Source organism: Spirochaetae bacterium HGW-Spirochaetae-1 (assembly GCA_002839375.1).
Lineage (GTDB): Bacteria > Spirochaetota > UBA4802 > UBA4802 > UBA5550 > PGXY01.
Genome location: PGXY01000001.1, coordinates 42,517 through 56,380, shown reverse-complemented (window position 1 = coordinate 56,380; position 13,864 = coordinate 42,517). Strand labels below are relative to the sequence as shown.

Below are 13,864 nucleotides of genomic sequence, written 5' to 3'. Positions count from 1 at the left end.
TACATGAAAAAGTATTGTTTAATCATCCTGATGTTGATCCTCGGAGCTTCTTCGTGCAAAAAGGAAAATACCAGAATCCTCATAGAAACCTCCATGGGTGATATTACCGTAGAGCTTTTTACAAACGATGCGCCCGGTACCGTGAAAAATTTTCTTTCCTATGTAGACCGGGGGTTTTATGACGGAACCATTTTTCACCGTGTCATTGAAAATTTCATGGTCCAGGGCGGAGGGTTGACTTCAGAAATGATGGAAAAGGAAACAGGTGCCCCTATCAAAAATGAAGCAGACAATGGCCTGTCAAATAAAAGAGGTACACTTGCCATGGCAAGAACCCATGAGATTAACAGTGCCACATCCCAATTTTTTATTAATGTGGCTGATAACCCTTTCCTTGATCATGGCAAGCGTGATTTCGGTTATTGCGTTTTCGGCAGAGTTATCGGCGGAATGGATGTTGTAGACGCCATCCGTATGACACCGGTCCAGACCGTAGGATTTCATCAGAATGTTCCCGTTGAACACATAACCATTATCAGTATTAAAAGAATAGATAAAAAATAAAAATGGCGGCCTTTTCATGCCGCCATTCCATTCCAACTTCCCCGATCTGCTGATTTTTGCAGTATAATTTCAATATTAAGTAAAAATACCGGAATTTTTTATTTGTCTTTTTTCCTGTCAGTAACCTCACGATGAAAATCACAGAGGCGATAGAATTTACCGGTATTTGGATTTTTCTTCGTGACCTTTTCTCCGCACCTAACACACAACCCCTGCTCTCTTCTCTTTTTATAAAGACGCATATATCTCTCGGTGCCGGAAGATTTATATCTGCTTACCTGAATCCTGTAACCCTTGTATAAATAATTACCGATGGCCTCGTCTGAAGAATTTCCGAGATCTTCCAGGACCTGCTCCAGTGTTTTCAATGATACTTTTTTCGGTTCCATATGCTTGTCCAACCTATTGCTTAAATTTAGCTAAAAACTGAGAGTACAATTTTAAAATGGAATACTTTCTTTTCAATAATAATTTTGCAATAACTTCATTTTATGATAAAAAATCATCCCGTCGTATAACAGCGTATATTTAAAGAGAGTCCGATCACTGCCATTAAAAATAGAAACAGCCGGTTTCCTCAGACAATAATCTTGACATGCCCGCTGATTATTGATATGAAGGACTCTGCTTAAACATTTTGCATTTTATGCATAGAATCAGGAGTACATACGCTATGACCGCCCAACACTTTTCTATCTTTCTAATAATTATAACCATAGTTGCCGTAATCGTCTTCATTACACTGTTTTTTATTCCAGCACCATATGGGAGACACGCTAAAAAAGGCTGGGGTCCTCTTGTCCCGGGACGGATAGGGTGGATACTCATGGAGGCACCGGCATCTTTATTGTTTTTTTTCTATTTCATAGCCGGAGACCGAATAACAGAGCCGATTATGATTATTTTCCTGATAATCTGGCAGAGTCATTACCTGCACAGGGCTTTCGTGTATCCCTTCAGCCTGAAAAAGGCCGCTTCCATGCCTTTCTCCATAATACTTTTCGGCATCATGTTTAATATCATCAATACCTATATTCAGGGTCAATGGCTTTTTCATTTCTCACCCCTGGAAAACTATCAAACTGCATGGTTTACCGATATCCGATTCATCATGGGAGTCCTGCTTTTTTATTGCGGGTATGCAATAAATAAACATGCTGATCATGTTTTAACGAATCTGCGCAAACCTGGTGAAACAGGATATAAAATACCCCGGGGCGGACTCTATCAATTTATTTCATGTCCCAATTATTTCGGTGAAATACTAACCTGGATCGGATGGGCCCTGGCCACCTGGTCGCTTGCCGGCGCCGTTTTTGCCATATGGACCATTGCCAACCTGGCGCCGCGAGCCATAAGCAATCATCGCTGGTACAGGGATCAGTTTCCCGACTATCCTCAGAACCGGAAGGCTCTCATACCATTCATTCTGTAATATACATTAATACAGCAGCATGGTGCAGCTGCGCAAAGAGAAGTATATGAAGCATATCGGGCAAGAAGGTCAGATAAATCGTTACTATTCCTTTTCTCTTTTTTCCTGTCTTTGCAGCCGGTAATAGTATATGAGTCCCGTTGCAGTCAACAGGAGGCCCATCATAGAAGGAATAAAGGCCGTTAACAGGGTAAAGATCAGAAAGGCCACATATATCATCAGGACAAGAATGACGCTGTACGGGTAAAACCAGGCCTTATAAGGTCTCGCGATATCAGGATATTTTTTCCTGAGAACAAAGACCGATGCGAAAGTCATGATGTTAAATATGGTTCCCGTTGCAGAAAAAAAATCGATGATAGCCTCGTAGGAGCTTTGTGCATTTGCCGCCACAAAAAGAAGAACCGTGGCCCATAGTCCCTGCATGATAAGTGCGTTATTTGGTGTCTTGTACCTCGGATGTATAACGGCAAGCCTTTTAAAAAAGAGTCCGTCCCGGGCCATGGCCTGCCACGACCTGGCTTTGCACAATATTTGAGTGCTCACATTACCGAAGGTATTCATCATAACCGCTGCCGAGATGAGGATACCGCCCGTGCTCCCCAGCACAACATTCATGGCATCGGCGGCGATCCATTTAGAGTCTTTAATAACCTCGACGGGTAAAATATAGAGATAGGCCGCATTGGCACCGGCATAGAGAAACATGACCCCCACAATTCCCAGAAGCAGAGAAAGGGGGAGATTCTTCCGTGGTTCCTTTACCTCTTCAGCAATATAGGTTGCCCCTTCCCAGCCACTAAATGCGAAAAAACTCAGTCTGAGCGCGGCTCCCACGGCAAGTACCGTTTCCCAGGTAAATGTCTCCGGCCAGAGGGGCGAGGTAAAATGGGAAAGACTGCCTTTCCCTGTTAAGGCGATGCCGATGATGGCTCCCAGGGCCAGTATCTTGACCGAGCTGAAAAAATTCTGAACCATGCCGCTCAGGAATACACCAAAAAGATTGACAGCCGTTAAAAGCCATATGGTGGCAAGAGAAATCATGATGAGCGTTAGATGCGAAAAGGGGGCACCAAATAGAATGGACCACAGGGCGTTAAAATATTCCGCGAAAACAAGGGCAACAGCTACAATCGATCCGGTTTCCGATACAAAAAACATGGCCCATCCCCGGAGAAAGGCCCACACGGGGTTATATGCCGCACGCAGATACACATAAGGACCGCCGGACTTGGGCATCATAGACACAAGCTCGGCATAGCACACGGCGCCGAATATGGTTACTATCCCGCCGATAACCCAGACCAGGCCGAAAAGCCCCGTGGAACCCACCAGGGCCATTATGGGTCCCGGTGTTCTGAATATTCCCGAACCGATTATCCTGCCGATGACGATTGAAATAGCCTCGGTGAGACCAAGATCCCTTTTATATTCAGATCCGTCATCAAAGATGGTATCTAATTGCCGTTTATCTGTGTTCATGGCCGGCGGGGATATTGTCCTTTTCACCGTGATACATGACAGGATAGTATTTCCCCGATATACATACGGTGATAGTCCCTTCCCGGATAGTTTTCTTCAATTTGAGCGTCGAGGAAATTCTGCGGGTTGATGTCCTGATAATATATTTTGCGGCATTCCATAACCGTACGGGCTTCAGAAAAATATATTCCCCCGTTGTCGGTAAAGACGGGTGTAATGCCTGTTTTTTCTATTTTGTCCACATCTCTCCCGGAACAGGAGCCGCAGATTTTCAGTACATCGCGGTAGTCCTCGCTAAAAAAGGAGAGAGTAAAAATATCGTGCTTTTCGATAAATTCAAAGGTATATCTCTGCGGCCTGATAAATATAAAGCATACGTTTTTATGCCAGAGGATTCCAAAGCCGCCCCACGATGCCGTCATGGTATTGAAGCCGGTTCTGTCTCCGGCAGAAACCAGCATCCAGTCCGATCCTACCATTTTAAAGATATTGTCACTGATATCCTTCGGCCGTATTTCAGTTAAATGATCCATCGAGCCCCCGCTATGTTGATTTCTGCAGGAGGTTATTATCCCCGTCATTATATATTTGTAAAGAGATTTTCCGATGCAGCGATCATGAAGAGGAGGTATCTTTCTTTTTAATTACGTTTTTATTAATCATAGCGGACCGTTTCAAACACAGGGCGCACCGGTCATCGCTGCAATGCTGGCAGTAAAAACAATCTCGGCAATTATGCTTTCTTTTCGGCTTCTGGTCCTCATCGGGAACATACAACTTACCGGTTAAACCGGGAACTTCAATAAATCCCATGGTATATCGCCGCCTGTTGAAATTTCACAAACGTACTGCCCTTTTATTTTTTCGCTGCGGTTATAAAGATGGGAAAATCCTTGTGAATGCCGCCCTTTACTTCCCTGTTGAGAACATGGATTATATCGTATGTCACACTGCCAAACCCGGCTGCCTTGAAACCGGAAACTATTTCCTGTTCTTCAAATCCAAAATGGTATACACCTGTATTATCGGCATGAAAATCCCCATCTTCTTTCGCCAGATCTGTTATAAGCACTGTTCCATTATCTTTCAGCACCGAATGAAATAATTTTAACAGGGCCTTATAATCCTCTACGTGATGCAGGGCCATGGAACTGACAATACAATCGAATTTCGTATGTATATTTCCCAGAACCCCTTCATCACCATGTATGATGTCGATATTTAACGCGTTATACAGGTCCAGTTTTTTTTTCAGTATATCCAGCATCCCCTGTGAACTATCCAGGGAGACAATACGCTCAACATCGTTTTGCAGGGCCATGGTTATAAGACCCGTTCCCGCGGCAAAATCAAGCACTGTCATCATTTTATTGAAGCTGACATGCCCACGCATGGCTGTCACGGCAATTTCCGCCAGTTTTACACGCTGCGGAGTATCCCATTGCAGGGCTCTTTCATCAAAAACTGATTTTTTCATAACACATCCTCATGTTACCTTTATTATTGCTCTCTGTTCAGGGCCGATTCGATACGCTGCAGCGCCTCGGCGAGAATTGAACGTGGACAGGCAATATTAATACGCACAAAGCCCTCTCCACCTTCGCCAAAAATATCACCCTCGTCAAGAGCTACGCCTGCCTTCTGCCTTAGTAAAATTCTTAAAGAATCACGATCCAGACCAAGGGCCCTAAAATCCATCCAGACCAGGTATGTGGCATCGGGCTCGATAATAGTTACAGAGGGAAGCTTCTCCTTCATAAAACGGCTGAGATAACGAAAATTTTCTTCAATGTAAGTCATAACCTCATCAAGCCATTCCATTCCGCACTGGTAGGCCGCTTCCATGGCCAGGGGACCGAATGTATTGGAAAGAAAAATTCCGTTCATGGCAAGGCGCCGCCTGAACTGCTTCCGCAGATCGCTGTCGGGAATAACCGCATAGGAAACCTGGAGCCCCGGCATATTGAACGTCTTACTGGGGGCATGGCAGACAATGGACCGAATGTTGCTTTCACCGGACAGGGCGGTATAGGGGAAGTGTTTCTTACCGCTGAATACCAGATCGGAATGTATCTCATCGGAGACGACAAGGATATTATTGGCGTTGCAGAGAGCGGAAAGATCATCAAGCTCCTGCCGGGTCCATACACGACCCACGGGGTTATGGGGGCTGCAGAGTATCATCATGGCCGCCCCTTCCCGGCCTATCTTTTCTTCGAGATCCCGGAGATCCATGACATATCTTCCTTTATCCAGACGAAGAGGATTGTTCACCAGGGTCCGGTTATTGTTCAGCACGGCGTTCCGGAAGGGATAATAGACCGGCTCCTGTATGATGACACCGTCCCCCTGCCGGGAAAACTCCTGTATCATCATATTGATGGCGGGAACAACACCGGGCGTGATTACCAGCCATTCCCTTTCCACATTCCAGTCATGCCGCTCGCGCAACCATGTAATGATCGACTCATAACAGGACGGCATAACGGCCGAATATCCGTATATGCCATGAGCGGCTCTTTTCATCACCGCTTCCTGCACCGCTGCGGGAACGGGAAAATCCATATCGGCAACCCAGAGAGGGAGGATATCCCCGGTACCGTAAATGCTGTCAGCCATGTCCCATTTGACTGAAGCGGTACCCCGGCGGGATATTACAGAATCAAAATCATTCTTCATCACTACTTTCCTTTCCCGGTTGTTCCCGCGATATATCACAGACCTGCGGTTCGTTCTGTCCCCTCCAGGGCACTTTAAAAAATCCGTTTCCGCAATAATTGGCAAAGAGCATCATGCGTAACAGTTTTTTAATGCGTGCCCGTTCCTTCTTCGAAAAGTGCCTCGCGAATTCCTCACCGTATTCTCCATGGGGATCATTTCCTCTTTCAAAGGTCCATTCTCGCGCATAGACAAGGGCCACCCATTCCCGGAAGGGAAAATCCTTCTTATCCAGTTTTATAAGCGAGAGATATTCATCCTTTGTTATGCCCGCTTTTCTGCCCACGGCAGAATGTGCCGATACTCAACCGGCACAATTATTGGTCATAGAAACGGTCAAAAGGAGTTTTTCCCTGAATACCGGATCGATTCCCCTGAAAGCTGAAAGAAATAAGGGCCCGCTGAAAAGGCCGAGAAACCGTCTGAAAAAATCGCTCAGAGAATAAAACGTTGGCAGGTACATGTCCATGATAGTTACCTCATTTAAAGTCATTTATACTCCTCTTTAGCAGGGCTTGCTATGCAGGTCAAGATTATTCAATACTAATTCTTAATCGGATTTTAAAAAGAAATGGAAAAGAGGAAGGTGTTTGGGGAGAGATAACCTTCCTCTCTTCTAATAAAGCTTAATCATTTGGGATATAGGAGGTAAAAACAAAACTCTTTTAGTGATTCTTAATTTACTAAAATACTCAAAAAACGTCAATAGGGAGAGTAAAATTTTTTCTTTTTTGTTATCTACTTGACGTAACCATTATTTTATTTTTAATAAGGGAGCCTTTAAAAATTAAATTTTAGAGGTGCCCATAATTAGGGAAAATTATTAACGTCATTTTCAGGAGTCAAATATGCCTATTTATGAAATAAATGAACGAAGACCAACCCTGGGCGAAGGTTCATGGGTGGCGCCAACAGCAGAGATCATCGGTGATGTCCGTATTGGCAAAAACTGTTATATCGGGTTCGGGGCTATACTGCGGGGAGACTATGGCACCATTATAATCGGCGATGAATCCGCCGTGGAAGAGGGAGTCATCATTCATGCCCGCCCCCTGGGGAAAGCTGAAATAGGCAGGGCTGTTACTATTGGACATATGGCCATGATACATAACGCAACGATCAACGACTATGCTGTCATCGGCATGCAGTGCATGATAAGCGATTTTTCTGAAATCGGTGAATGGGCCATTATTGCCGAGCAGTCTCTTATCAAAAGAAACCAGAAAGTACCGGGCTACAAGGTTTTTGCCGGAGCACCGGCCGTGGAAAAAGGGGATGTGCTGGAACGACATACGACGGAATGGGGCCTGGCAAAAAAGATATATGTTGACCTCACCAGCCAGTACCGCAAGGGATTCCGACAGATTGACGGTGATTATTAAGTAAGATAGTTCCGATATGCTTCAATTTTTTTAGCCAGTCTTTGGGCAAGATAGGGGCTGGCTTCATGGAGCTCATCATAAATGACCTGTGATTCCCCGAAATAATGATGTATTTTTTCCCTGTCCCAGTGAGCAGGCGGTTCCTGGAGATTGCTTATCCTGTCGGCCATTTTCACCATCCATATCTCCCGGGGCTGCATTTTTATCCTTTCCAGACACTCCTTCATGCGTATATCGGCCTTAATTGAGGTATTCTTGGTAAGAGCCAGCACTCCATCAAGAACTTCCCGTGAAAAATAAAAAAGCAGGTGCTCTGAACTCGTTTCCGTATCCTCAAGAACATCATGAAGGATGGCGCATTGCAGGATAAAATCCCCTTTTTCATGCTTCTCATGCTGAAGACAGGCCATGATCTCCATACTGACAAGAGAAATATGATACAAATACGAGTAAGGCTTCCCCTGTACCTTCTGTTCGCCATGGGCCTCTGCCGCGTAATTCATGGCCTTTATGTATGCATCCTGTGTCCACATCATATTCACCTGTTTCCATGATTTAATTATGTCCTGTAGTGTAACCAGTATTCCTTCATTCGTTCAAACTTTTTATCTTGACTTTTTATACTTTTAACCGGCATATTTAGCACATAAAGAGGATTCCTCATAAAAGAACCCCTCATGAATCAGAAATCGGTAAACTACTGGATAGACAGTAAAAGTATCCTGCAAAAGGAATATGGACGGCGCCATGGCAAGCTGATAAAGGCGCTGGATATCCTTATAGACCACATAGATTCCCAGCTAGCGGAATCCTCAAAAACAGCTATGATAAAAGGCCGTGTTAAAGATTTTGAAGCATTTTACCGCAAACTTCTCGTAAAAAGTCAGAAACAGCATATCGAAAACCCCTTTGAGGCCATAAACGATCTGATCGGCATCCGCATTATCGTTCCTTTCCTGGAGGATATCCAGGTAATTGAGGGCATCATGAAGCGCTGCTGCGAAGTTCTCGAGACAAAATACAAACATCAGGAGCTTTCCATAAAGGAATTCGGCTACGACTCAACACACCTGATTATCGAATTTCCCATAGAAATTCTTTCAAAAATGCGCATGAAAGAAACCCTGGTCTGCGAAATACAACTGAGAACAATCCTGCAGGATGCCTGGGCCGAAGTTGAACATGAACTGGTTTATAAGACCAATATTGACAAAGTGGAAACTACCATCCGACGCAAGCTCGTAGCCCTCAATGCAACCCTCTCCCTGGCCGATATTACATTTCAGGAAATACGCGATTACCAGCGAAAGCGAATACTGGAACTGGAAGAAAGGCATACCCGCCTGCTCGATAAGGTATCAACGGTACCGGAAAAAATGGGAAATGCGTACAGGAACCCGGGCAAAGATATCCGAAATTCTGCCGGAGAAATTATTCCTCCCATAATCAATTTTGATACGGAACTCAATGACCTCGTTGTGGAAGCGCTGAACGCCCATATCAGCAATAACCTGGATAAGGCGCTGGAATTATATACGCACCTTCTGCTTATTTCGCCGAACCATTATCTTTTCAATCACCGGGGACTGGTATACTTTTCGCTCTCACAGTATGAAATGGCCCTGGATGATTTCAACAAGGCCATCGAAATCGAACGGGGCGATACACGGATTTACACCAACCGGGGACTCACCCATCGGATGTTGAAAGACTATGAAAAAGCGCTGGTGGACTTCAACAAGTCCCTGGATCTTAATCCCCTGTGGCCCGATACATTTTATGGCAGGGCCCTCACATTCTATGATATGGGGAATATACAGGCCGCTCTGGAAGATTGTGACAAGGCCATAGCACTCAAACCTGATTTTAAACAGGCCGTACGTTTTAAGCAATTTCTTCTCAATCAAAGCATGGGCTGAACCATTCGCCGGTTCACGGTGAAAATAATTCTTGCATTTCTTCAAAATAATATAGTACACTACAGACAGTAGTGCACCGGAAAGGTGCCCTGCAGGAAAAACATTCACAATTATTAATACTATCGTATTGCAAGGAGACAACTATGGCACTTGAACAAGCAAATAATGCCCAGGAATTGACCCTATCGCGGCTGACACCTGAAGAACAGAAACAGGTTGTATCTATTGCAAACCAGATTGACATTAATGATTCACAGGGAATCATCCAGTATGGTGTAGGAGCCCAGAGCAATATATCCGGTTTTGCCGATACCATACTGCAGCAGATACGGGCCAAGGACGCAGGCCACGCCGGTGAAGTTCTCACGGACCTTATGGTGACCGTCAGGGAGCTCAAAGTTGACAAGCTCGGACCCTCGGGAAGCTTTCTCTCAAAGGTTCCTATCCTTGGCAATCTGATTGACGAAGTTAAAAAATTCGTTGCTCAGTATAATAAGATCAGCGTTGAGATTGAACGGATCACCGATGAGCTGACCAAGGCCCGCATGCAGCTGCTTAAAGATATCACCCTGCTCGATAACTTATATGAAAAAAATCATGATTACCTGAAACAGCTGGACCTCTTCATCCTTGCCGGTGAAATGAAACTTCAGGAGATCAATGAAAAAATACTTCCCGAAGTGCGTAAAAAGGCTGAAGAATCGAAAGACGCCCTGGATGCACAGAAGGTGCAGGACATGGTCCAGATGATTAACCGTTTCGAGAAAAAGCTCCATGACCTGAAACTGAGCCGTATGGTTTCCCTCCAGACGCTTCCCCAGATCCGCCTGATCCAGAACAATGACCAGCTGCTGGTGGAAAAAATACAAAGTTCAATCCTTAATACCATTCCACTGTGGAAAAACCAGATTATCATCGCCATCAGTCTCTTCCGTCAACAGAAAGCGTTGAAGCTCCAGAAAGAGGTTTCCGAGACCACCAATGAACTCCTGAAGAAAAACGCCGAAATGCTGAAGGAAGGGACCCTGGAAACGGCGCGCGAATCGGAGAAGGGTATCGTTGAAATCGAGACCCTGAAAAAGGTCCATGGAGATCTCATTTCCACCATCGAGGAAACACTCAAGATCCAGGAGGAAGGAAAGACTAAAAGGAAAGAGGCAGAAGTGGAACTAATACGACTCGAAGATGATCTGAAGGCAAAGCTCTCGGCGGTAAAGGCAAGCTCATCATCAACATTATAAGGAGATCTACCCATGAAAGTACTGGTACCCCTGGCACCCGGGTTTGAAGAAATAGAGGCCGTTACCATTATTGATGTACTGCGCCGGGCATCCATCACCGTAACCACGGCACACCTTTCGGGCAGTCCCGTAACTGGATCGCATAACATAACCATTAGTGCCGACATTGATATAAAAACCGTTAGTGCCGCTGATTTCCAATGCATAGTCCTTCCCGGTGGAATGCCCGGCAGTGAAAATCTTAAAAATAATACCGAGATTATATCGCTCATTCAGAAAATCAACGCATCGGGAGGAATTGTAGCAGCCATATGTGCTGCGCCCCTGGTACTGGGGCATGCGGGACTGCTGCAAAATAAAAACGCTACCTGCTACCCCGGATTTGAAGCAACAATGAAGGGCGCGCAATGCAGGAATGAACCCGTCGTGGCGGATGGCAATATTGTAACCGGGAGGGGAGCCGGCTGCGCCCTTCCCTTTGCATTAAAACTTGTTGAACTAATCAAAGATAAAAAAACATCGGATGATCTGAAAGAAGGGATGCAGGTATACTGGATGTGATTCATGAAGGACAAAAAATACACCTTTAAAAAGGGATCATACATTTATGTTGAAGGCGATGAAGATGTAGAGAGCGTATTTATCCTGGAAAAAGGCGAAATCCAGCTTACACAGATCAACCAAAACATTCCTAACTATAAAAATATCCTCAGTGAAGGCGATATTTTCGGCTTCATTTCCGCTCTGAGCAACCATCCCCGCACTGAAAGCGCTGTCACGCTCCGGGATACAAGCATACTAATGATGGGTCGGGACCAGTTCCTGAATCAATTGCAGGATAATTCAGCCCTGGCATTCAAAGTGATAAACTATTTCTCCGAGTATCTGAGGTCCTATGACGACATGATATTCCCCGGCGATTATAAAGAAGATTCTCTCCCTGTTGAAACGCGATTATTCAATATGGGTCATTATTACTACGAAGCCGATTCTTATGAGATGGCCTACTACATTCTTGTAAAATTGATGCAGCTCTATCCCCAAAACAGCAGGGCGGAAGAGACGCGTACCTGTATTTCAAATATTGAAAGCTCGGGATTCAGATCGATAACCGAACCGCTCAGGGAAGGTATTTACAACAAATATTCAGACCGGCAGGTCATCTTCTGTGAAGACGAACCCGGTGATGAACTTTTTGTTATAAAAGAGGGCAAGGTAAAAATTGTCAAATACAATCATGGCACAGAGATATTGCTTTCAGTATTGAAAGAGGGTGATATTTTCGGTGAAATGGCCCTCGTTTCTGACAAACCGCGAAATGCCACGGCAGTGGCTTACGGTAATATCATACTGCTCCCCATAAATCGCGATTCCCTGACAAAGCTTATCAAGCGATCCCCGCAAATTCTTAAAAGGATATTTTCATCTATCAGCCAGAGAGCATGGTTCACCCATATCCGCCTTGACGCTAAAACATATAAACAGCCGCTGACACGAATTTACGTTTTTCTTGAGAACAAACTTTTGGAAGAAAATATTTCACTCAAGACAGAAATGGCCTATACCCTCAATTTCGGTATTGATGAACTTTTGAAGATGGTGGAACTATCATCGGAAAAAAATAAAAGCTCCATGGAAGTTTTGATGAATGATTCCAATCTTCATTTCAATTTCGGTAAAATAACCATTGCAGGGATAAAAACACTCTCGGCAAAAACTCAGTACTATCGCTCCCGCGACCATATTTCTACGGAAGAAGACATATCATCGGCACAAAAAAATGAAAGTAATACACGGGCAAAACCGAAAATATTCACAGAAGATACTAAATCCTCATCACAAAACGGGGAATCCATGTCCATCCTTGATGAAATGCATGAACTGGAAGATATTCCCGATTGAGGCCATAGTTTCATTTCAGATTTTAATTGACTCTTTCCATTAATTGATACAGGAATGGTCAGAGAATATAGTCGTTTAAATCCCGGGAGGTTTTGCATGAGATACAGCATGGTCAAACAATTTTCCAACGGAGCGCTGGATAATATATATAATTTTGTTTTTAAATGGGTTGATTTCGGTAAAGTACTACTCGAGGCATTCTGGTCCTTTTTCGAGATATGGCAGGCCTTTTTCCTGATATTCTATAATATGTTTATGTATGTATATTATCTTTTGCTTTTTGTCATAGACCGCGGCGCGGAAGAGACCCAGTCAACACGCCTATTCCGAAAGATACCTACCCGGTCCTCCTCAGTACCAAGAGTTCACATACCCAATGTTCCGAATCCAATACCGGCCATGTATGGCCGTGTTGCCGAATCGTCTCCATCGGCTGCCATTAGCTCAGCGGCTAAAGCAACTACTGAAACCGTCAAGAGCTTCGTCAGTCCTCCCCGGAAACCGCTCTCCGGAGCAGGTGGAAAGCGGTCAATTCTCAAAATCCTGGTGAATTTCTTTTCTGATTTCTTCTATTCCCTTAAAAACTTTTTCCTCAAACCTGCCAAAGCCCTGGTTAATTTCTTTGCAGACCGTGTGAAACCGGTCCGGGAACAAGAACATCCGGCAGAGCCGCAGAAAAGAAGCCTGATTGATGAATACATCAAGGAATACGAGCAGCGAAAACAGAAGTAGCCGGAACAATTGCTTTCATGTCATCCCTGTTTTTACGGGAAAGACCATGCTATCAATACACAATCTGAATGACAACTTTCCGCTTTCTGGGTCGGGTGTCGCAATCCACGAGTACTATTTGCTGCCAGGTGCCCAGAGTCAGCTTCCCGTTCACCAGGGGAACCGTTATCCCGGGGCCCAGTATGGCAGCCTGGATATGCGAGGAACCATTATCATCATTCCATGTTTCATGATGATGATAGTGTTCCCCATAGGGGAAAAGGCGCTCAAGAAAAACATCAATGTCTTTCCTGAGGCCAGGTTCATATTCTATTGTGGTGATAGCCGCCGTTGAACCTGGGCAAAAGACGGCGACAATTCCATCGGTAATTTGATTCTTTTCAATGATGTCCGCTATAAACGGCGTGAGATCGATTACATCACGATTACCTCTGGAGGAGACTGATATATAATCGGTGTATGTCGCCATAACGCTTACCGTTCCATCAA

General features: G+C 44.6%; 17 protein-coding genes. 8 read left to right on the top strand and 9 right to left on the bottom strand.

The window, feature by feature from the left end; translation table 11 throughout:
* Nucleotides 1-3 precede the first annotated feature (3 nt).
* Nucleotides 4-564, top strand: a complete 561-nt coding sequence (locus tag CVV44_00285) for a peptidylprolyl isomerase A (protein PKL41111.1) — start codon at nucleotides 4-6, stop codon at nucleotides 562-564.
* Nucleotides 565-662: 98 nt separating this feature from the next.
* On the opposite strand, the gene CVV44_00280 is transcribed toward CVV44_00285, so the two are convergent.
* A complete protein-coding gene (locus tag CVV44_00280) occupies nucleotides 663-953 on the bottom strand; it encodes a hypothetical protein (GenBank protein PKL41110.1) in 291 nt (96 codons plus the stop codon).
* Between the two features lie 284 nt (nucleotides 954-1,237).
* Here CVV44_00280 and CVV44_00275 point away from each other — a divergent pair, with 284 nt between their 5' ends.
* Nucleotides 1,238-1,999: a 3-oxo-5-alpha-steroid 4-dehydrogenase gene (locus CVV44_00275; GenBank protein ID PKL41109.1), complete on the top strand. Its 762-nt coding sequence runs from the start codon at nucleotides 1,238-1,240 to the stop codon at nucleotides 1,997-1,999.
* Nucleotides 2,000-2,083: 84 nt separating this feature from the next.
* Here CVV44_00275 and CVV44_00270 read toward each other — a convergent pair whose 3' ends face one another.
* From CVV44_00270 to CVV44_00245, 6 genes are all read right to left on the bottom strand, one after another.
* Nucleotides 2,084-3,508, bottom strand: coding sequence for a hypothetical protein (locus CVV44_00270; GenBank protein PKL41108.1), 1,425 nt, complete (start codon nucleotides 3,506-3,508; stop codon nucleotides 2,084-2,086).
* Complete coding sequence (locus CVV44_00265) at nucleotides 3,505-4,014, bottom strand: flavin reductase (GenBank protein PKL41107.1); 510 nt, start codon at nucleotides 4,012-4,014, stop codon at nucleotides 3,505-3,507. Before CVV44_00265 ends, CVV44_00270 begins: the two co-directional genes overlap by 4 nt.
* 323 nt (nucleotides 4,015-4,337) lie before the next feature.
* Nucleotides 4,338-4,958, bottom strand: coding sequence for a methyltransferase (locus tag CVV44_00260; GenBank protein ID PKL41106.1), 621 nt, complete (start codon nucleotides 4,956-4,958; stop codon nucleotides 4,338-4,340).
* A gap of 23 nt (nucleotides 4,959-4,981) precedes the next feature.
* A complete protein-coding gene (locus tag CVV44_00255; GenBank protein ID PKL41105.1) occupies nucleotides 4,982-6,160 on the bottom strand; it encodes a cystathionine beta-lyase in 1,179 nt (392 codons plus the stop codon).
* On the bottom strand, nucleotides 6,150-6,485 hold the full coding sequence (locus CVV44_00250) for a hypothetical protein (GenBank protein PKL41104.1): 336 nt from the start codon (nucleotides 6,483-6,485) through the stop codon (nucleotides 6,150-6,152). Before CVV44_00250 ends, CVV44_00255 begins: the two co-directional genes overlap by 11 nt.
* A gap of 18 nt (nucleotides 6,486-6,503) precedes the next feature.
* On the bottom strand, nucleotides 6,504-6,692 hold the full coding sequence (locus CVV44_00245) for a hypothetical protein (protein ID PKL41103.1): 189 nt from the start codon (nucleotides 6,690-6,692) through the stop codon (nucleotides 6,504-6,506).
* A gap of 355 nt (nucleotides 6,693-7,047) precedes the next feature.
* On the opposite strand from CVV44_00245, the gene CVV44_00240 reads away from it, so the two are divergent.
* Nucleotides 7,048-7,581: a gamma carbonic anhydrase family protein gene (locus CVV44_00240; protein ID PKL41102.1), complete on the top strand. Its 534-nt coding sequence runs from the start codon at nucleotides 7,048-7,050 to the stop codon at nucleotides 7,579-7,581.
* Here the strand turns inward: CVV44_00240 and CVV44_00235 are convergent.
* The gene (locus CVV44_00235) at nucleotides 7,578-8,117 is read right to left on the bottom strand and encodes a bifunctional (p)ppGpp synthetase/guanosine-3',5'-bis(diphosphate) 3'-pyrophosphohydrolase (protein ID PKL41101.1); all 540 of its coding nucleotides are present in this window, start codon (nucleotides 8,115-8,117) and stop codon (nucleotides 7,578-7,580) included. The two genes, CVV44_00240 and CVV44_00235, sit on opposite strands and share 4 nt — an antisense overlap.
* 141 nt (nucleotides 8,118-8,258) lie before the next feature.
* Here CVV44_00235 and CVV44_00230 point away from each other — a divergent pair, with 141 nt between their 5' ends.
* The 5 genes from CVV44_00230 to CVV44_00210 all read left to right on the top strand — a co-directional run bounded on the left by CVV44_00230 (nucleotide 8,259) and on the right by CVV44_00210 (nucleotide 13,375).
* On the top strand, nucleotides 8,259-9,500 hold the full coding sequence (locus CVV44_00230) for a hypothetical protein (GenBank protein ID PKL41100.1): 1,242 nt from the start codon (nucleotides 8,259-8,261) through the stop codon (nucleotides 9,498-9,500).
* Nucleotides 9,501-9,643: 143 nt separating this feature from the next.
* Complete coding sequence (locus CVV44_00225; protein PKL41099.1) at nucleotides 9,644-10,741, top strand: toxic anion resistance protein; 1,098 nt, start codon at nucleotides 9,644-9,646, stop codon at nucleotides 10,739-10,741.
* Nucleotides 10,742-10,753: 12 nt separating this feature from the next.
* Complete coding sequence (locus CVV44_00220) at nucleotides 10,754-11,302, top strand: DJ-1 family protein (GenBank protein ID PKL41098.1); 549 nt, start codon at nucleotides 10,754-10,756, stop codon at nucleotides 11,300-11,302.
* 3 nt (nucleotides 11,303-11,305) lie between these two features.
* Nucleotides 11,306-12,643, top strand: a complete 1,338-nt coding sequence (locus CVV44_00215) for a hypothetical protein (protein ID PKL41097.1) — start codon at nucleotides 11,306-11,308, stop codon at nucleotides 12,641-12,643.
* A gap of 96 nt (nucleotides 12,644-12,739) precedes the next feature.
* The gene (locus tag CVV44_00210; protein PKL41096.1) at nucleotides 12,740-13,375 is read left to right on the top strand and encodes a hypothetical protein; all 636 of its coding nucleotides are present in this window, start codon (nucleotides 12,740-12,742) and stop codon (nucleotides 13,373-13,375) included.
* Nucleotides 13,376-13,427: 52 nt separating this feature from the next.
* Here the strand turns inward: CVV44_00210 and CVV44_00205 are convergent, their stop codons facing one another.
* Entirely contained in the window at nucleotides 13,428-13,844 is a 417-nt protein-coding gene (locus tag CVV44_00205; protein PKL41095.1) for a secondary thiamine-phosphate synthase enzyme, read from the bottom strand.
* Between the last annotated feature and the right edge of the window lie 20 nt (nucleotides 13,845-13,864).

Coding starts and splice junctions, on each gene's coding strand:
- CVV44_00285 (PKL41111.1), top strand. CDS start 4: ATGAAAAAGTATTGTTTAATCATCCTGATGTTGATCCTCGGAGCTTCT.
- CVV44_00280 (PKL41110.1), bottom strand. CDS start 953: ATGGAACCGAAAAAAGTATCATTGAAAACACTGGAGCAGGTCCTGGAA.
- CVV44_00275 (PKL41109.1), top strand. CDS start 1,238: ATGACCGCCCAACACTTTTCTATCTTTCTAATAATTATAACCATAGTT.
- CVV44_00265 (PKL41107.1), bottom strand. CDS start 4,014: ATGGATCATTTAACTGAAATACGGCCGAAGGATATCAGTGACAATATC.
- CVV44_00260 (PKL41106.1), bottom strand. CDS start 4,958: ATGAAAAAATCAGTTTTTGATGAAAGAGCCCTGCAATGGGATACTCCG.
- CVV44_00255 (PKL41105.1), bottom strand. CDS start 6,160: ATGAAGAATGATTTTGATTCTGTAATATCCCGCCGGGGTACCGCTTCA.
- CVV44_00245 (PKL41103.1), bottom strand. CDS start 6,692: ATGACTTTAAATGAGGTAACTATCATGGACATGTACCTGCCAACGTTT.
- CVV44_00240 (PKL41102.1), top strand. CDS start 7,048: ATGCCTATTTATGAAATAAATGAACGAAGACCAACCCTGGGCGAAGGT.
- CVV44_00235 (PKL41101.1), bottom strand. CDS start 8,117: ATGATGTGGACACAGGATGCATACATAAAGGCCATGAATTACGCGGCA.
- CVV44_00230 (PKL41100.1), top strand. CDS start 8,259: ATGAATCAGAAATCGGTAAACTACTGGATAGACAGTAAAAGTATCCTG.
- CVV44_00225 (PKL41099.1), top strand. CDS start 9,644: ATGGCACTTGAACAAGCAAATAATGCCCAGGAATTGACCCTATCGCGG.
- CVV44_00220 (PKL41098.1), top strand. CDS start 10,754: ATGAAAGTACTGGTACCCCTGGCACCCGGGTTTGAAGAAATAGAGGCC.
- CVV44_00215 (PKL41097.1), top strand. CDS start 11,306: ATGAAGGACAAAAAATACACCTTTAAAAAGGGATCATACATTTATGTT.
- CVV44_00210 (PKL41096.1), top strand. CDS start 12,740: ATGAGATACAGCATGGTCAAACAATTTTCCAACGGAGCGCTGGATAAT.
- CVV44_00205 (PKL41095.1), bottom strand. CDS start 13,844: ATGGCGACATACACCGATTATATATCAGTCTCCTCCAGAGGTAATCGT.